At 74.3% G+C, this 17,511-nt stretch carries 14 protein-coding genes; 4 read left to right on the top strand and 10 right to left on the bottom strand.

Features of this window, described 5'->3' with window-relative positions; translation table 11 throughout:
• The first annotated feature begins 79 nt into the window (after positions 1-79).
• Positions 80-1,360, top strand: coding sequence for an MFS transporter (locus ABZ881_RS10795; RefSeq protein ID WP_358483645.1), 1,281 nt, complete (start codon positions 80-82; stop codon positions 1,358-1,360).
• Between the two features lie 134 nt (positions 1,361-1,494).
• Here ABZ881_RS10795 and ABZ881_RS10800 read toward each other — a convergent pair whose 3' ends face one another.
• The 7 genes from ABZ881_RS10800 to ABZ881_RS10830 form a co-directional block, all read right to left on the bottom strand.
• The gene (locus ABZ881_RS10800) at positions 1,495-3,969 is read right to left on the bottom strand and encodes a Tex family protein (RefSeq protein WP_358483646.1); all 2,475 of its coding nucleotides are present in this window, start codon (positions 3,967-3,969) and stop codon (positions 1,495-1,497) included.
• Positions 3,970-4,024: 55 nt separating this feature from the next.
• The gene (locus tag ABZ881_RS10805; RefSeq protein WP_358483647.1) at positions 4,025-4,726 is read right to left on the bottom strand and encodes a TetR/AcrR family transcriptional regulator; all 702 of its coding nucleotides are present in this window, start codon (positions 4,724-4,726) and stop codon (positions 4,025-4,027) included.
• 145 nt (positions 4,727-4,871) lie between these two features.
• The gene (locus ABZ881_RS10810) at positions 4,872-6,071 is read right to left on the bottom strand and encodes a cytochrome P450 (RefSeq protein WP_358483648.1); all 1,200 of its coding nucleotides are present in this window, start codon (positions 6,069-6,071) and stop codon (positions 4,872-4,874) included.
• 25 nt (positions 6,072-6,096) lie between these two features.
• Complete coding sequence (locus tag ABZ881_RS10815) at positions 6,097-6,705, bottom strand: TetR/AcrR family transcriptional regulator (RefSeq protein ID WP_358483649.1); 609 nt, start codon at positions 6,703-6,705, stop codon at positions 6,097-6,099.
• Positions 6,702-7,259: a DUF4334 domain-containing protein gene (locus ABZ881_RS10820; protein ID WP_358483650.1), complete on the bottom strand. Its 558-nt coding sequence runs from the start codon at positions 7,257-7,259 to the stop codon at positions 6,702-6,704. Before ABZ881_RS10820 ends, ABZ881_RS10815 begins: the two co-directional genes overlap by 4 nt.
• Before the next feature lie 37 nt (positions 7,260-7,296).
• Positions 7,297-9,795 carry an FAD-dependent oxidoreductase gene (locus ABZ881_RS10825; RefSeq protein WP_358483651.1) on the bottom strand — a complete coding sequence of 833 codons (2,499 nt, stop codon included), beginning with the start codon at positions 9,793-9,795 and terminating at the stop codon, positions 7,297-7,299.
• 410 nt (positions 9,796-10,205) lie between these two features.
• The gene (locus ABZ881_RS10830) at positions 10,206-11,498 is read right to left on the bottom strand and encodes an MFS transporter (RefSeq protein WP_358483652.1); all 1,293 of its coding nucleotides are present in this window, start codon (positions 11,496-11,498) and stop codon (positions 10,206-10,208) included.
• A gap of 150 nt (positions 11,499-11,648) precedes the next feature.
• Between ABZ881_RS10830 and ABZ881_RS10835 the strand changes: the two genes are divergently transcribed.
• Genes ABZ881_RS10835 through ABZ881_RS10845 form a run of 3 tightly spaced genes read left to right on the top strand, consistent with a single transcriptional unit; the run spans position 11,649 to position 14,293 of the window.
• The gene (locus ABZ881_RS10835) at positions 11,649-12,515 is read left to right on the top strand and encodes an alpha/beta hydrolase (protein ID WP_358483654.1); all 867 of its coding nucleotides are present in this window, start codon (positions 11,649-11,651) and stop codon (positions 12,513-12,515) included.
• Positions 12,515-13,264 carry an enoyl-CoA hydratase-related protein gene (locus ABZ881_RS10840; protein ID WP_358483656.1) on the top strand — a complete coding sequence of 250 codons (750 nt, stop codon included), beginning with the start codon at positions 12,515-12,517 and terminating at the stop codon, positions 13,262-13,264. The genes ABZ881_RS10835 and ABZ881_RS10840 overlap by 1 nt, the downstream gene beginning before the upstream one ends.
• A 9-nt stretch (positions 13,265-13,273) precedes the next feature.
• The gene (locus tag ABZ881_RS10845; RefSeq protein ID WP_358483657.1) at positions 13,274-14,293 is read left to right on the top strand and encodes a DUF4185 domain-containing protein; all 1,020 of its coding nucleotides are present in this window, start codon (positions 13,274-13,276) and stop codon (positions 14,291-14,293) included.
• 3 nt (positions 14,294-14,296) lie between these two features.
• Here ABZ881_RS10845 and ABZ881_RS10850 read toward each other — a convergent pair whose 3' ends face one another.
• The 3 genes from ABZ881_RS10850 to ABZ881_RS10860 form a co-directional block, all read right to left on the bottom strand.
• A complete protein-coding gene (locus ABZ881_RS10850) occupies positions 14,297-15,622 on the bottom strand; it encodes a solute carrier family 23 protein (protein ID WP_358483658.1) in 1,326 nt (441 codons plus the stop codon).
• A 231-nt stretch (positions 15,623-15,853) separates the two neighbouring features.
• Positions 15,854-16,636 (bottom strand): molybdenum storage protein subunit alpha, encoded by a 783-nt coding sequence (locus tag ABZ881_RS10855; RefSeq protein ID WP_358483659.1) that lies wholly within the window; start codon positions 16,634-16,636, stop codon positions 15,854-15,856.
• Positions 16,633-17,460 carry a uridine kinase gene (locus tag ABZ881_RS10860; RefSeq protein ID WP_358483661.1) on the bottom strand — a complete coding sequence of 276 codons (828 nt, stop codon included), beginning with the start codon at positions 17,458-17,460 and terminating at the stop codon, positions 16,633-16,635. The genes ABZ881_RS10855 and ABZ881_RS10860 overlap by 4 nt, the downstream gene beginning before the upstream one ends.
• Positions 17,461-17,511 lie beyond the last annotated feature (51 nt).

The following is a 17,511-nucleotide window of genomic DNA, read 5'->3' on the forward strand; positions in this document are numbered from 1 at the left end:
GGGCCGTGACCGAGGATCCAGTAATCCGGACATATGTCCGACAGGCGGACAACGACGTTCCGAGCGTGCAGGAGTTGCGATGGCCCAGCCCACCGTTCCCGACGACCGAGAGCCCGCGTCCGAGCCGCCCGCAGCACCGGCCCGCCTGTCCGGAGCGGCGGTGGTCGTCGGGTTCGCGGCGCTGTGCCTGTCGTACATGCTCAACGCGATGGACCGGCAGGTCTTCTACCCGCTGGTCCCGGAGATCCGGGCCGAGTACGGCTTCACCCTCGACCAGTCCGGCCTGCTCGCCACCGGCTTCACGCTCGGGCTCGCGCTGACCGGCATCCCGGCCGGCTACCTGCTGGACCGGGTGTCCCGCAAGACCGTGGTGATCATCAGCGTGCTGGTGTACTCGCTCGGGACGGTGGCCATCCCGTTCTCCGCCGGGTTCGTCGACATGGCCGCCTACCGGCTGCTCAGCGGGGTCGGCGAGGGCGTCCAGGCGACCGCGATCTACGCCATCCTGGGCGCCTTCTTCTTCCACCGGCGGGCGTTCGCGGCCGGGTTCGTCGGCCTGGCCTTCGGGATGGGCGTGTTCCTCGGGCCGGTGCTCGGCCAGTCCCTGGCGACCGCCGGTGACTCCTGGCGGATCCCGTTCTACGTCTTCGGCGGAGCCGGCATCCTGATGGCGGCGGTCCTGGTCGTGGCCGTCCCGCGGTCGATGACCGAGGCCCTCGCCGGCCGCTCCGGCCACGCCGGGGCCGCCGCCTACGACCACGTCCCCCCGACGCCGTGGAACCGCAACACCCTCGCGTTCAGCATCTGCTCGGCCGTGTCGGGCCTGGTGTTCTACGGCTTCCTGGGGCTCTACCCCACGTTCCTGCGCGAGCAGCTGGAGTTCAGCCCCGGCCAGGCCGCGCTGGCCGCGTCCCTGGTCGGCTTCGGCGCGATGACCGCGCTGCCCGTCGGCTACCTCGCCGACCGGGTCGACCAGCGGCTGCTCCTGCTGATCGGCTTCGCCGGCGCCGGGATCACCGGGCTGCTCGGCTACACCGTGGTGACCGGGACCGGCGCCCAGTACGTGCTGGCATTCTTCATGGGCACGTTCGCCAGCGGGGTGCTGTTCACCAACTGCAGCACCGTGCTGCAGCGGGCGGTACGCCCGGAGCACGTCGGCCGCGGCGCCGGGCTGTTCATCCTGACCTACTACGTGGCCGCGGCCGTGTCCGGTCTGGTATTCGCCCGGCTGGTGGAGGCGTCCGGGTGGCAGGGCGCCGGGCTGGTGCAGCTGGCGCTGCTGCCGCTGGTCGGCATCGCCGCGCTGGCGCTGGTCGACCCGCGCCGGATGCTGCTGCCCCCTGCACTGCAGCGTCGCTGAACGGACACTTGTCCGCTCCCACCGGCCGGCGGGGGCCACCCGATGCAGATCGCCGGGATGGTGCACAGGTCCGCGGAATCCGCGGCCCGACGCACCACCCCGGCGATCACCGGGTTCTGCCCACCGGGTTCTGCTCAGCCCTTGCCGAAGCCGGCCCGGCGCAGCGCCTCGGCCATCGCGTCGTTCGACGGGCCGGGCTGCTTGCGGTCGTCCCGGCGGTTCCCGCCGGCAGGCTTGCCGCCGCGGTTCCCGCCGCCGCCCTGCGCCCCGCCGCCCTGCCGGCCGCCGCGGTCCCCCGGACCACCACGGCCGCCGCCCGGCCGCCCGCCGCGCTCGCCGGGCCCGCCACGGTTCCCGCCGCGCTGCGCGGCACCCGGCTCGTCGTCCAGGCGCAGCGTCAGCGAGATGCGCTTGCGGGCCTCGTCGACCTCCAGCACCTTCACCTTGACGACGTCGCCGGACTTCACCACGTCCCGCGGGTCGGACACGAAGTCCTTGCTCATCGCCGACACGTGCACCAGCCCGTCCTGGTGGACCCCGACGTCGACGAACGCGCCGAACGCGGCCACGTTCGTCACGACGCCCTCCAGCAGCATCCCCTGCCGCAGGTCGGATATCCGGTGCACGCCGTCGGCGAAGGTGGCGGTGCGGAACGCCGGGCGCGGGTCGCGGCCGGGCTTCTCCAGCTCGGCGAGGATGTCGGTGACGGTCGGGATGCCGACCGTGTCGTCGACGTAGTCCTTCGGCTTGATCTGGTGCAGCCGCGCGGCGTTGCCCATCAGCGCGGACACGTCGAGCCGGGTCCGCTCCACCATCCGCCGGACGACCGGGTAGGACTCCGGGTGCACACCGGTCACATCCAGCGGCTCGTCGCCGTCCCGGATCCGCAGGAAGCCCGCGGCCTGCTCGAACGCCTTCGGGCCGAGCCGGGGCACCTCGGTGAGCGCAGTGCGCGAGCGGAACGGCCCGTTCGCGTCCCGGTGCGCGACGATCGCCCCGGCCAGCGACTCGGAGATCCCCGACACCCGGCGCAGCAGCGGCGCCGACGCGGAGTTCAGGTCGACGCCGACCGCGTTCACGCAGTCCTCGACCACTGAGTCCAGCGACCGGGACAGCGCCGACTCGGGCAGGTCGTGCTGGTACTGGCCGACGCCGATCGACTTCGGGTCGATCTTCACGAGCTCGGCGAGCGGGTCCTGCAGGCGACGGGCGATCGAGACCGCGCCGCGCAGCGAGACGTCCATGTCCGGCAGCTCCGCCGACGCGTACGCCGACGCCGAGTACACCGACGCGCCGGCCTCGGAGACCATCACCTTGGTCAGCTTCAGCCCGGGGTTGGCCTTGATCAGCTCCGCGGCGAGCGCGTCGGTCTCCCGGGACGCGGTGCCGTTGCCGATCGCGATCAACTCGACCGAGTGCCTGGTGCACAGCGCGGTCAGCGTCTTCAGCGCGCCGGCCCGGTCGTTGCGCGGCTCGTGCGGGTGGATCACCGCGGTGTCGAGGACCTTGCCGGTCGCGTCGACCACCGCGACCTTCACCCCGGTGCGCAGACCTGGGTCCAGGCCGATCGTGGTGCGGGTGCCGGCCGGCGCGGCGAGCAGCAGGTCGCGCAGGTTCGTCGCGAAGACGCCGATCGCGCCCTCCTCGGCGACGGTGCGCAGCCGCACCCGGATGTCGATCCCGAGCGCGGTCTGCAGCCGGGTCCGCCAGGCCCACCGCACGACGCCCAGCAGCCAGGCGTCGGCCGCCCGGCCCCGGTCGGCGATCTCGTACTCGGCGGCGATCATCCGCTCGTAGGAGGTCGGCTCCTCGTCCTCGCCCGCATCGAGGGTGACGTCGAGGGCGTCCTCGGTCTCCCCGCGGAACACGGCGAGGATCCGGTGCGACGGCAGGGTGGTGAACGCCTCGGAGAACTCGAAGTAGTCGGAGAACTTGGCCGCGGCCTGGTCGTTCTCCTTGCCCTCGCGGGCCCGGGTGACCAGCCTGCCGCGCGACCACATGCGCTCGCGCAGGCCGCCGACCAGGTCGGCGTTCTCGCCGATCCTCTCGACCAGGATCGCCCGGGCGCCCTCCAGCGCGGCACCGGCGTCGGCGACCGCTGCGCCCGGGTCGTCGTCACCGCTGCCGGCGGTCACGAAGGCCGCGGCCTCGGTGTGCGGGTCGCGGGTGGGATCGCCGAGCAGCAGATCGGCGAGCGGCTCCAGGCCCTGCTCGCGGGCGATCATCGCCTTGGTCCGCCGCTTGGGCTTGTAGGGCAGATAGATGTCCTCGAGCCGGGCCTTGGACTCGGCGGCCTCGATCCGGCCCTGCAGGGCCTCGTCGAGCTTGCCCTGGGAGCGGATCGAGTCGAGGATCACCGCGCGCCGCTCCTCGAGCTCGCGCAGGTAGCGCAGGCGCTCCTCGAGGGTGCGCAGCTGCGCGTCGTCCAGCCCGCCGGTGGCCTCCTTCCGGTACCGGGCCACGAAGGGGACCGTCGCCCCCTCGTCGAGCAGGGCCACCGCCGACCCCACCTGGTCCGGCCGGGCGCCGAGCTCGTCGGCGATCCGCTGGTTGATCGAACGGTGCTGCTGGACGTCCGCGCGGGTGTCCGGGGGTGCCGTGCCTGTCACAGGTCCATCGTCGCGAACGGCGTCCGGGCCGCCACCGCCGGGTGGGTGGTCCGGCTCAGCGTCCGGGCCGATCGGCGGCCGCCTGTCCGGCGACGCCCTGCTCGGCGGGGCCCTGCCCGGTTCCGGCGTGCCCGGTGCCGGCCTGCCCGGCGCCCGCCTGCTCGGCCAGCCCGCGGGACAGCGCGAGCACGGTGCGCGCGTAGAGCCCCGGCGGGACCGATCCGGGATCGAGCCGGTGCTGGCGGCACAGTCCGTGGAACAGCGAGGTGAGCACGACGGCGAACTCGTCGTCGGGCACGCCGAGCTCGTGCCCGGTCGCCGCCCGGCCGCGCCGGACCAGTGCGGCCGCGGAGGACCGCACGCCGTTCTCGTGCTCAGCGAGCAGCGAGCGCAGCGCGGGGGTGCGCATGGCCGAGGCCCAGGTCTCGGCGTCGAGCAGGGTCTCCCGCCGCGAGGCCGCCGTCTCCTGCACCAGGTCGTCGAGGGCGCGCAGGCCGCCCGCCGGGCCGCCGGCGAAGCCGTCCCGAACCCGGGCCAGGTCGCGGTCCATGTACTCGGTCATCAGCGCCCGGAACAGGCCGCGTTTGCTGCCGAACCGGCTGTAGATCGAGCCGACGGACACCCCGGCCGTGCCGGCGATCTCGTCGACCGAGGCGCCGTCGTACCCGCGCTCGGCGAACACCTCGGCGGCCGCCTCCAGCAGGACCGCCCTGGTCCGCGCCACACCACGCGCCCGCCGGCGCCGCACCTCCGCCACGTCTCCCCCTCACCCGCACCCGGTAGCCGGCTCCGGGCTCCTACGGCCGGGAGCGGTCGTCCGTTCAAGCGGAGGCCAGGCGGGGCGGGTCCGAGAGTAGGTGCCGGTGGCGGCACCGTCGACGCGATCCCGAACACGCCCGGGATCACCAGCTGACCGGCAGCGCCCGCACACCCCCGGTGACCTGGTCGGACCGGACGTCGAGCCGGTCCGGCGAGACGGCGAGGCGCAGCCCGGGCAGTCGGGCGAACAGCCGGGCGAACACCGTCGACAGCTCGGTGCGGGCCAGGCTGGCGCCGATGCAGAAGTGCCCGCCGTAGCCGAACGAGACGTGCGGATTGGGCCGGCGGGTCGGGTCGAACGCCTCGGGTTCGTCGAACACGCCCGCGTCCCGGTTCGCCGAGTCCGTGGAGATCAGCACGGCGTCGCCGCGCCGGATCGTCGTCCCGCCGATCTCGACGTCGGTGTGCGCGTAGCGCAGCAGGCCCAGTCCGCTCGGCGCGGACAGCCGCAGCACCTCCTCGACGGTGCCGTGCAGCCGGCCGTCGATGTCGGCGACGAAGGCGTCCCGGCGCGCCGGGTCGGTCAGCAGCAGGAGCACGCCGAGATCGATCCGGCCGACCGTGGTCTCGTGTCCGGCGAACAGCAGGCCGGCGGCCAGCCGGGTCAGCTCGGCCTCGCCGAAGGTCGGATCGGCCTCCCGGGCCCGCACCAGGTCGGTGACGACGTCCTCGCCCGGCTCCACCCGCTTCCGGGCGGCGAGCCGGCCGGTGTAGGCGTGGAACTCGGCCATCGCCTCGGCGGCGTCGCCGCCGGAGCGGATCGCGGCGACCCGCTCGGACAGTCCGCTGAAGTACTCCCGGTCGGCGAACGGCACGCCGAGCAGCTCGCAGATGACCAGCACCGGGAGCGGGAACGACAGGTGCTCGTGCAGGTCGGCGGTGCCGTCGGCGTCGCGGGCCGCCACCAGATCGTCCAGGCAGCCGTCGACCAGCTCGGCGACGTGGTCGCCGAGCAGCCGCATCCGCTTCGCCGAGAACGCCGGGACGAGCAGCCTGCGCATCCGGTCGTGCTCGTGCTGCTCGGTCTCGTAGCTGCCGCTCGGCCCGTTCATGACGGCCGCCTCGGTGACCATCGCCGCCGACTCCGGATCGGGGTGCGAGCGGCCGAGCCGCGGATCGGCGAACAGCTCGCGGGCCTCGGCGTGCCGGGTGACCAGCCAGGCCGGGTCGCCGACCGGGGTGCGCACCGGCACCACCGGTGCCTCCCGGCGCAGGACCGCGTGCAGCGGCGCGACCTCGAGAATGTTCGGGCGGTCGAACGGCAGCCGGGGTGCAGTGATCATCTACGTAACGATAGGTAGCTATCGTTTAGTCGGCAACCGGACCCGACCGGTCGCGCACCCGTTGTCCGGATCCGAGCGCCGGGAGGACGACGGCGTCGAGATAGCCGTGCAGGTGCCGCGCGTCCACGGCGGCGCCGGCCCCCTCCAGCAGCGCCGGCGCGAGCACCGCGCCGGTCAGCATGTGCTGCAGGTAGCGGGCGGCCGGGGGCTCGGCGGACAGCTCGCCGCGGCCCACCGCCCGGACCACGATCGCGCGCAGCGCCTCGATCTCGGGCAGCAGCCGGGCCGACAGCGCGGCCAGCAGCGCCGGATCGCGCTGCCCGGCCCGCGCGATGCCGAGCACGATCGGCACGTTCACCGACGCCCGCTCGGCCAGCATGTCCGCGACCGCGCCGAGGTCCCCGGCGAGCGTGCCGGTGTCGATCCGGCCGATCGCGATCCCGCTGCCGATCGACACCGCCTCCACCACCAGCGACGCCTTGTCCCCCCACTGCCGGTAGAGCGTCGCCTTGCTGGTGCGGGTGGCGGCGGCGACCGCCTCCACGGTCGTGCCCTCGAAGCCATGCTCGGCGACCAGCCGGCGGGCCGCGTCGAGCACCTCCCGGCGGCGCTCCGGCGGGAACCGGCTGCTCACTCGCGGCGCAGGAGGAAGACGAACGGCGCGTCGAGCCCGCGCAGGTCCATCGCGCCGAGCACGGTGTCCGCGTCGACCCGGCGGAACACGTCGTGGATCGGCAGGTCGTCGTAGCACATGGTGGCGCTGACGACGCCGCGGTACTCGGTGCGCCGCAGCCGCGCCCTGGGCGCCCGGGTGCCGAGCGCCGGGCCCAGCAGGCGGGCGACCCGGCCCAGCGCGGGATGCCGGACCAGGCCGGGACGGCGCGCCAGCAGCGGCAGCAGCACCGGCAGCGGGACCAGACCGGGATGCAGGCTGAACAGCCCGCCGCCGGGCCGGTCCATGACCAGCGGATGGACGTCGTCGGCGGAGTCGAACCGCTTGCCGTGCCAGCCGAAGCGCTCCAGCAGGCCGTCCATCGGGTTGCCGGTCGGCACCTCGCCGCCGCGCCAGCTGCCGAACAGCTCGGGCACCTCGACCGCGGGCAGCCCGTCGAAGAACGCCAGCGCCTCCCCGACCGTGGCGCCGTGCGCGAGACGGCGGAGGGTCTCGGCCGGCTCGACCGTCGTCATGCTGGCTCCCATCGAAACGGCATCGTTTCGATCGAGGCTACCGGACCCGGTCGGTCACCTCGGCGGTCAGCCTGCGGCCGAACAGCTCCACCGACACCCGGGTGCCGGGATCGGCCCGCTCGGCGGGCAGCCAGGCGCGGGCCAGCGAGGTGCCCGTGGTGTAGCCGGTCGCGGCGACGGTGATCCGGCCGATCACCGGGCCCCGGGACAGGTCCGGTGCCCCGTCCAGCAGGACCGGATCGCGCGAGTACCGCCGCGGGGCGGGCAGGTCGTAGACCGGCTCCCCGCCGTGCAGCACCGATCCGGCGTCGTCGAGGACCAGGGTGACCAGCCGCTGCGCCGGCCCGCCCGCCGCCCGGGACGCGTGCACGGCCGCCCGCCCGACGAACGGGCCCTTGCCCATCGCGACGGCGTCGCCGAGGCCCGCGGCGTCCGGGCCCTGCTCCGCGGAGGGGGCGGCCTGCAGGCCGGCCTCCATCCGCAGCGCGTCGAGGGCGTGCCCGCCCGCCGCGACCAGGCCGTGCGGGGCGCCGGCCGCGTGGAGGACGTCCCAGAGCCGCTCGGCGTCGGCGGCGGAGCAGATCAGCTCCCAGCCCTCCTCGCCGATCGCCGGGCTGCGCAGCCCGGTCACCGGGACCCCGCCGAGCCGGAACGCGGCGGCCCGCAGCGGGCCGAGCCGGGCGACCTCGCCGGGGACCAGCCCGTCCAGGATCGCCGGCACCCGGGGCCCCCAGAGCCCGATCGCCGCGGTCGCCTCGGTGACGTCGGTGACCGACACCCCGGCGCGCCCCCACCGGCGCAGCGCGGCGACCCCGCGCCGGTCCGGGACGACCGCCAGGAACCGGCGGTCGGCCAGCCGGGTCACGGTCAGCTCGGTGAGGACTCCCCCGGCGGCGTCCAGCACGAGGGTGGGCAGGACCTGCCCGACCGGACCGTCGACGTCGCCGGTGACGCTGCGCTGCAGCAGCTCCGCCGCCCCCGGGCCGGTGATCTCGACCCGGCGCAGCGGAGACAGGTCGAACATCCCCGCCGCCCGCCGGGTGACCAGCGCCTCGGCCCCGGCGATCGGCGACCAGTTGCGCGCGGCCCAGCCGCGGCGCGGGGTGAGCTCGCAGACCTCGGGCAGCCAGGCGTTCGCGCCGAACCACATCGGACGCTCGACCGAGCCGGACTCGGTGAACACCGCGCGCAGCTCGACCTGCCGCGAGTGCAGCGGGGTGGTGCGCACCGGCCGGGCGGCGTCCGGCGGGTCGAGCGGATGCCGCACGTCGTCGGCCTGCTCGAACGCCCGGACCGCCCGGGCCAGCACGACCGGCGGGGCGAGCTCGGCCGGGTCGAACCGGTCGACGTGCAACCGGGACAGGTCGACCGGCTCGCCGCCGAGCATCGGGCGGCCGGTGGTCAGCCACTCGGCGAGCGCCTCGGCGATCCCGGCCGAGTGGGTCAGCCGGACCCCCTCGGCCGTCCAGAACCCGGCGAGGTCCGGGTGCTCGCCGAGCAACGGCAGCCCGTCCGGGGTGACCGGCAGGACGCCGTTGACGCCCTCCTCGACCTTGGCGTCGCCGAGCACCGGCAGCAGGGCGGCGGCGGCCGCCCAGGACGGCTCGAAGTCGTCCGGGGTGAAGCGGCGCTCCGCGGGCATGACCGCGCCCGGACCGGGATCGTCCAGCTCGCGGGGGGCCACCGGCATCGGGCGGTGACCGTGCGCGCCGATCCCGAGCCGGTGCCCGTGCGGCCGGACGTGCAGCGCCGCATCCGGGTGGCGCAGCACCGGCAGCACCGGATCACGTCGCCCGGACGCCGACTCCAGGGCGTGGATCGTCTCCAGCGCGCGCAGCGGGTTCGTCCGCGCGTACTGGTGCACCATCGGGACCAGCGGGATGTCGACCCCGGCCAGCGTGCCGACCAGCGGCGCCCACATCCCGGTGCAGGAGAACACCACGTCGGCGGCGAACCGCTCGTCACCGCACCGGACCCCGGTGACCCGGTCGCCGCGCCGCTCGACCGCGGTCACCGTGCGGCCCTGCAGGAAGACCGCGCCGCGGTGGATCGCCGCCCGGGCCTGCTCGCGGGCCGCGTCCACCGGGCGGGCGATGCCGTCGCCGGGGACGTGCAGCCCGCCGAGGACCCGCTCCTTGTCCAGCAGCGGATGCAGCGTCGCGCACTCCCCCGGCTCCAGCATCCGGGCCTCGACGCCGGCCGCCGCCGCCCAGCCGTTCCTGCGCTGCAGGTCGGCGAGCCGCTCCGGCGTCGTCGCCACCTCCAGGCCGCCGGCCCGGCGCAGGCAGGGCGAACCCTGCGCGCGCAGCGCCGCGTACTTGGCGACCGTCGCGGCCGCCAGCCGGGTGACGGTCCGGTCGGGTGCGACCTGGAACACCGTCCCGGGATCGTGCGAGGTGGATCCGCCGGTGCGGAACAGGCCGCCCTTGTCCAGGACCGTGACGTCCCGGTGGCCGCGGGCGGTCAGCTCGTCGGCGAGCGCGCAGCCGACGACACCGGCGCCGATGATCACGATGCGGGGGGTGGTGGTCGCCATGGCGGTTCTCCTGCGTGCGAATCCGTGTGCCCTCGCGGGCAGCTCGCGAATTCGTCGCTGCGCAGCGCGCAGCACCCCGCCCGGGCGGGGTGCCTACACACGGATTGAGCCGGCGGCCACCAGACGATCCGACAGCGTGTGTTGCCTGATACGCAACGTCGAGGTACTGACCGCAACACGGTGCAACCCGGAGAATCCCCCTGTCAAGAGTGCCGTCGACCAGCGGATTCCCGGGCGCCCGGCGGTGATCCGCCGGTTTCCGGCCCGAAACACGTTGCGGCACGTAAGCGGCGGCCGATCACAAGTCGCCGACCAGCAGGTCACGGGCCGGACACGCGTCCCGGGGACGCCTCCGACACGCCGCCGACATCGACACGAGAACGCAACATCGCCCGCCCAGGAGCAGAGCGTCAGCGCAGGACCGACCCCCGCGTCTCGGGCAGGGTCAGGATCGCGCCGAACGCGATCGCCGCGCCGACCGCGACGTAGACGAAGAACAGGGTGGCCAGCCCGGCCTGCTGCAGCGACTGCACGACCAGCGGGGCGGTGCCGCCGAAGACGGCGACCGTCAGGTTGTACCAGGCCCCGATGCCCAGCGCCCGGACCGAGGTCGGGAAGAGCTCGCTCATCACCGCCGGGGCGATCGAGGTCATCATCGTGTACAGCCCGAGGCCGACCGTGAACACGACGAGCATGTTCCAGAAGCCGGGCCCGATCAGGAACGACAGCGGCACGATCAGCACCGCCGTGGACGCCGACCAGACCAGCAGCTGCGGCCGGCGCCCGTACCGGTCCGACGCCGCGCCCATCGGGTACTGGAGCAGCACGAAGATCGTGGTCGCGATCGACAGCGCCAGGAACACCTCGGTCGCGTCCGCGCCGCGCGAGGTCGTCGCGAACGGGGTGAGCGCGGAGAAGAAGGTGTAGTAGCAGAGCGTGGACAGCAGGGTGAAGCCGACGAGCTGGGCGACCGCCCGCGGGTGCTCGCGCAGCGTCAGCAGCAGCGGGTTCCGGATCTTCGCCGCGGCCTCCTTGTTGTCCTCGAACTGCTCGGTCTCGGCCATCTGCCTGCGCATCCACATGCCGATCAGGCCGAGCAGCCCGCCGATCAGGAACGGGACCCGCCAGCCCCAGGAGGCGAGCTGCTCGTCGGTCAGCGTCGACGCGAGCAGGAAGCCCATCAGCGACGCGATCAGCACCGCGGTGCCGGTCGAGATGTAGAAGAACGACGAGTAGCGGCCGCGGCGCTCGGCCGGGGCGATCTCGGCCAGGTAGGCCGAGGCGTTCGACACCTCGCCGCCGAGCGACATGCCCTGCGCGATCCGGGCCAGCAGCAACAGCACCGGGGCCAGCCAGCCGACCATCGCGAAGGTCGGCAGCAGCCCGATCACCACCGATCCGCCGGCCATCATCAGGATCGTCACCAGCATCGCCGTCCGGCGGCCGTGCAGGTCGGCGAACCGGCCGAGCAGCATCCCGCCGAGCGGCCGGAAGAAGAACGCCAGCGCGTAGGTGGCGAGGGTGGAGATCAGCGCCAGCGCGGCGTTCTCCGGCGGGAAGATCTGGGTCGCGAAGTAGATCGAGAACGTCGCGTAGATCGTCCAGTCGTACCACTCGACGGCGTTCCCGATCGAGGCCGCGACGAGCGTCCGGACGGGGAGCGTGTGACGTGGTGTCGCTGACGTGGCAGGTGTCTGGGACATCGTTCCCCCTGACGGGTCACCCGGCGGTCGACGAACAGTAACCTTGATGTTTGCGTTGCGGAAGGCAGCGTTGCGCGCTGCTCCGGTCGCCGCAGTGCGGCAGAGCTGGTACCCCCGGAGGTGGCGAACCGACCCCCGAGGAGCCCCGCGATGCCGCTGTCCGACCCGATCGACGACTTCCGTCTCGCCTACGACCGGCACGGCGAACCGGACGCACCGCCGGTGCTGCTGCTGCACGGCTGGCCGGGCGACCGGACGGACATGACCGCCGTCGCCGAGCGGCTCGGCGCCGGGTACGACGTCGTCGTCCCGGACCTGCGCGGCTTCGGCGGGTCCGACCGGCACGACCGGGACCCGGCCGAGCACTACGGGGCCGCCGCGCAGGCGCGCAGCGTCGCCGGGCTGCTGACCGAGCTCGGCCTGACGGGCGTCGTGATCGGCGGGTACGACGTCGGCAGCCGGGTCGCCCAGCAGGTCGCCCGGGACCGGCCGGACCTGCTGCGGGCACTCGTCGTCACCCCGCCCGCGCCCGGCGTCGGACGGCGGATCCTCGGCGAGGGCCCGATGCGCGAGTTCTGGTACCAGTCGTTCCACCAGCTCGATCTCGCTCGCGAGCTGGTCGACGGCGAGATCGGCGCCACCCGCTCCTACCTGCGGCACTTCTGGACGCACTGGTCCGGCCCGGACTTCACGCCGGACGACGACCGGCTCGACCACCTGACCGCCGCCTACTCGTCGCCCGGGGCGTTCGTCGCCTCGATCGGCTGGTACCGCGCCGGCGGCGGCGTGGTCGCCCGCTCGCTCGCCGAGACCGCCCCGGACCCGGCCGACCGGATCACCGTGCCCACCACCTTCCTGTGGCCCGGGCACGATCCGCTGTTCCCCCGGGACTGGTCGGACCGGCTGGGCGAGTTCTTCGCCGACGTGCGGGTGCACGGCGTCGACGGCGCGGGACACTTCGTGCCGGTCGAGGCGCCGCAGGTGTTCGCCGACGCGATCGTCGCGGCCGCCCGCTGATGGGCCTGCCGCAGGTCACCGACGACGGCCCGGTCCGGACGATCACCCTGGACCGCCCCGGGCAGGCCAACGCGCTGCTCCTGGCCGACATCGACACGATCGCCGCCGCCGTCCGCGACGCCGGGGAGCGGACCCGGGTGATCGTGCTGACAGGCACCGGCGAGCGCGCGTTCGGTGCCGGGATGCACCTCGACGTCTTCACCGGCGCGGCCCCGGGCGACGGCCGGGCGATCATCACCCGGCTCGCGGACTGCCTGGCGACGGTGCGCCGCTCGCCGGTCCCGACGATCGCCCGGCTCAACGGGGCCTGCGTCGGCGCCGCGTTCGAGCTGGCGCTGGCCTGCGACCTGCGGGTCGCGCACGAGGGGGTGCGGGTCGGGCTGCCGGAGGTGAAGCTGGGCATCCCGTCGGTGGTCGACGCGGCCCTGCTGCCGCACTATCTCGGCGCGGCGCGGGCGCACGAGCTGATCCTGACCGGCGACCTGTACCCGGTCACCGCGCTGCCCGGCCTGGTCAACCGGCTGGTGCCGGCCGGGCCGGGCGCGCCGGCCGGGCTGGACGCCGCCGTCCCCGATCTCGCCGCCCGGGTCGGCGCGCCGACCCGCGAGGTCGTCGCGGCGCAGAAGGGCCTGTTCGAGACCTGGCGCAACCACCCGCTCGACGACGCCGTCGCGCTCAGCGTCGACGTGTTCGCCGAGGTCTTCGCGCTGCCGGCGACCCGCGACGCGATCGGCCGGTACCGGTCGTAGGGTCGCGCCATGGCCGTCACCACCAAGATCGCCGACCTGACCGGGCCCGGGCACACGGACCGCTTCGGGATCGGCGGGACCGATCTCGGGATCGTCACGACCGCCCCGGACGGACGGCTGGTCGCCGTGTTCGGCGACACCTTCGAGCGGGCCGGGGTCGGCGGCCCCGGCTGGCGCTCGCCGGTGGTGCTGTTCGCCGACCCGGACGGCGTCCGCTCCGGCCTGCGCTGGACCGGCTCCGGCGGCGACGCCGCCGAGTACGCCTGCCGGCTCGTGAACAAGCCGTCGACCAACTGGTTCCGGCTGCACCGGCGGGTCACCACGATCCTGCCCACCGACGTCATCACCGTCGGCGACACGATGTACCTGCACGTGATGGCGAACAAGGGCCTGGGCAACGTGCTGTGGAGCGAAGTGCTCGCCTCCCGCGACAACGGGGTGAGCTGGGAGCGGACCGGCTGCGAGTGGCCCGGCGAGCACTGTCAGGGGCTGTTCCAGCAGCTCACCTGGGAGCACGGCGGCGACGGGCACGTCTACGCCTACACCACCGGCTTCCAGCGCCGCGACGGCCTGTTGCTGCACCGGGTGCCCGCCGACCGGATCACCGAGCGCGACGCCTGGGAGCCGTGGGGGTTCGCCGGGGAGCGCTGGGACTGGGGGAACCCGCCGACCCTGACAGTCCCCGGCTCGTTCGGCGAGCTGAACCTGCGCCGGGTGCCCGGCCCGGACGGCCGGGAACACCTGCTGCTCACCTTCTTCGACGCGGGCAACTACCGGATCGACGCGATGCTGCTGGACCTGCCGACCGCCGACCTGCACGCCGCCCCGCGCACCACGCTGCTGCACGGCTGCGGCTGGGACGACGAGGACCACGACCGCGGCCGCGTCGCGCAGCTCTACGGCGGCTACGTCGTCCCCGGGTCCACCCTGGACGACCTGCACCTGGTGGTGAGCCAGTGGAACACCACCACGAACTGGCCGTACCGGTCGATGCAGTTCCGCACCGACGCGACCGAGCTGCTGGGCTGACCGCTACGCCAGGGCCGTGTCCGGCCGGCGCGGGCGGCCGGGCAGCACCAGGTTGAGCAGCACGGCGACCACCGCCGCGACCACCACCCCGGACTCCAGCAGCGGCCGCCACTGGCCGGGCAGCAGCGCCAGCAGGTCCGGCACCCCGGCCAGGCCGCGCCCGAGACCGACCGACAGCGCCACGATCACCAGCGCCCGCTGGTCGATCCCGTCGGTGACCAGCATCTGGATGCCGATCGCGCACACCATCCCGAACAGCAGCACGACGCCGCCGCCGAGCACCGCGGGCGGGGTCGCGCCGATCACCGCGGCGGCCTTCGGCAGCAGCGCCATCGCGACCAGCACGCCCGCCGCGATCGTCACCACGTGCCTGCTCATCTGCCGGGTCAGCGCGATCAGCCCGATGTTCTGACTGAACATCGTGGTCGGCAGCGCCGAGAAGACCGCGCCGATCGCGGCGCTGCAGCCCTCGGCGAGGATCCCGCCGCGCAGCTCGCGGCGGGTCGCCGGGCGCTGCGCACCGGCCTGGGTGACGGCGTTCACGGTGCCCACCGAGTCGACCATGTTCACCACGCCGACCACCGCCATCGTGAAGATCGCGATCACGTCGAAGCTCAACCCGAACGCGAACGGCGTCGGCACCGCCACCCAGCCCGCCGGACCGACCCCGGCCAGGTCGACCATCCCGAACGCGAGCGCGACCAGGTAGCCGGCGACCAGCGAGACCAGCACCGCGGCCGTCCCCAGCAGGCCGGGCCCCCAGCGGTTCAGCACGACGGCGAGCACCAGCACGAACGCGGCCAGCCCGAGATGGCCCGCGGCGCCGAAGTCCGGCGCGGTCGCCCCGCCGGCGGCCAGCGTGAAGGCCGAGGGCAGCAGGCCGAGCCCGATCACCAGGATGATCGTCCCGGTCACCAGCGGCGGGAACAGCCAGGCGATCCGGTGGATGTTCAGCGCGATCAGTACCTGCACCAGCGCGGTCACCAGCGCCGCGCCCCAGACGGCTGCGAGCCCCCGCTCGGCCGCGAGCGGCACCGCGACCGAGATGAACACGAAGCCGGAGCCCATCATGATCGGGAGCCGGCCGCCGACAACCGAGAACCCGATCGTCTGCAGCAGCGTCGCGAGCCCTGCGCACAGCAGCGCGCCCTGCACCAGCAGGGTCCGCTGCTCCGGGGTCGCCTCGACCGCGGTGGCGAGCAGGAACGCCGGGGTCAGGTTGCTGGCGAACATCGCCAGGACGTGCTGCAGGCCGAGCGGCACCGCCTCGCGCAGCGGTGGGAACGCGTCGGTGTCGGTCTGTGGCGGCTTCGGTGCGGTGGCGGTCATGGGCTCCCCTCTCCCGGAGCCGACGACGTTCCCTGCCTCCGATGACGACGGTGTGACAGCGCGGGATCCGGCCGGGACCGTGTCATCCCCTGCCAACCGGGGCGCCGCAACCTCGTCGCGGCGCCCCTTGACAAGCGCGGACAAGCACCGACAAGCGCGGACAGGTACGGACGGACACGCCCACCACGCCGCGGCGGGCACCCCGGGAGGGACGGGGCGCCCGCCTTGGAATCAGGCGGTGACGAGGGCGCCGACCGGCGTGCCGGCCAGCGCCCCGGTGAGGTTCCCCGGCGTGGTGCCGTCGATCACCCGGAACGACCGGACGTGCTTGGTGCGCCGCAGCGTCTGCAGCGCCTCGACGTCGACCGGGGCCGCCCCGGCGGGACCGGCGAGCAGCTCGGCGGCGGTGCGGTCGGCGGCGGGCACGCCGTCGCCGTCGCGCAGGTAGGTCAGCGACGCCGCGCCCCAGGCGTCGGCGAGCAGCAGGGCGCCGGTGTCGGTGCGGTGCGGCGGGATCTTCCCGGTGCCCGCCGGGAACTCGTGCACCCCGAACGGCGGGTAGCCGTTGGTGACGGCGGCGTTGGACGCGGCCAGGTGCACCGGCAGCTGGTGGGCGACGGTGTCGTGGCCGAGGTAGGCGACGCCCCGGTCAGCCAGCAACGCGGCGACCAGGTGCCCGTTCTGCTCGGCCTCCCGCCCGGCGAGCTCGGCCAGCGCCCCGGTCGGCAGGCCCAGGTCCATACCCACCCCGAGCACGTGCCGGGCCCGGATCCCGGCACCGGTGCAGATCAGCAGCGGATCGCCGTCGAGCGCGGTCCGGATCTCCTCGACCAGCGGGAGCAACACGTCCCGGCCCCGGTCGATGATCGAGCGCCCGCCCAGCACCACCACCCGCAGCGCGGGCAGCATCCGGATCACCGGCCGCTGCTGGTCCACCGGGCGGACCCGGTCGCGGTCGAGCAGGGTCTGGCGGGCCAGCGCGGACTCGACGTCCTTCGGGTACGTGCCGCTCATCGCGCACCTCCGGCGGTGATGATCGTGCCGACGTGCTCGCCGGCGAGGGCGCGGGTCAGGTTGCCGGGCACCAGCCCGTTGACGACCTGGATCGACCGGACGTGCCGGGCGCGGCGCAGCAGGTGCAGCACCGGGCGCTCGACGACAAGGTCCGGCAGGTCCCGCTCGATCAGCTCGTCGGCGGCGATCTCCGGGATCAGCGTCGCCGACGGGTCGGTCTTCGGGTTCGCCGTGTACAGCCCGTCCTCGTCCTTGACGAAGATCATGTTCTTGCAGCCGTAGGTCTCGGCCACCAGGTAGCAGCCCGCGTCGGTGCGGTACGGCGGGATGACACCCTCGTCCGGCAGCGGCTGCCACATGGCGTATGGCGGCATCCCGGCGAAGATCGCCGCGCGGGACTCCGTCAGGTAGAGCGGCAGCGCCTCGAACCCGCCGCCGGAGACCACCGGCACGCCGTGTCGGGCCATCAGGTAGCCGAGCATGGTCGCGTTCTGCCCGGCGACGGCGTTGCCGATTGAGCTGAGCACGCCGGTCGGCAGGCCCAGCTCGGCGGCCAGCGCGTAGGCGTGCCGGGCCCGCGTCCCGCCGCCGGTGCCGATCAGCAGCCGGTGCTCGGCGCGGGCCTGCAGCAGCTCCTCCACCAGCGGGAACACCGCGGCGCGGCCGCGGTCGACGAAGCTCTGCCCGCCGACCTTCACCACCGACACGTCGGGCAGCACGGGGGTGTCGGCGGTCCGCTCGGTGGCCGCGGCGAGCTCCGGGTCGTCCAGCGACCGGGTCAGCAGCAGCGCCTCGAGATCGGCCGCGGTCGCGGCGTCGGGCATCGTGGATCTCCTCGGGATCAGGGGACACTTTCACGACGAACCTAGGCCCGC

The sequence above is a fragment of the Pseudonocardia sp. NPDC046786 genome (assembly GCF_040645415.1).
Taxonomy (GTDB): domain Bacteria; phylum Actinomycetota; class Actinomycetes; order Mycobacteriales; family Pseudonocardiaceae; genus Pseudonocardia; species Pseudonocardia kongjuensis.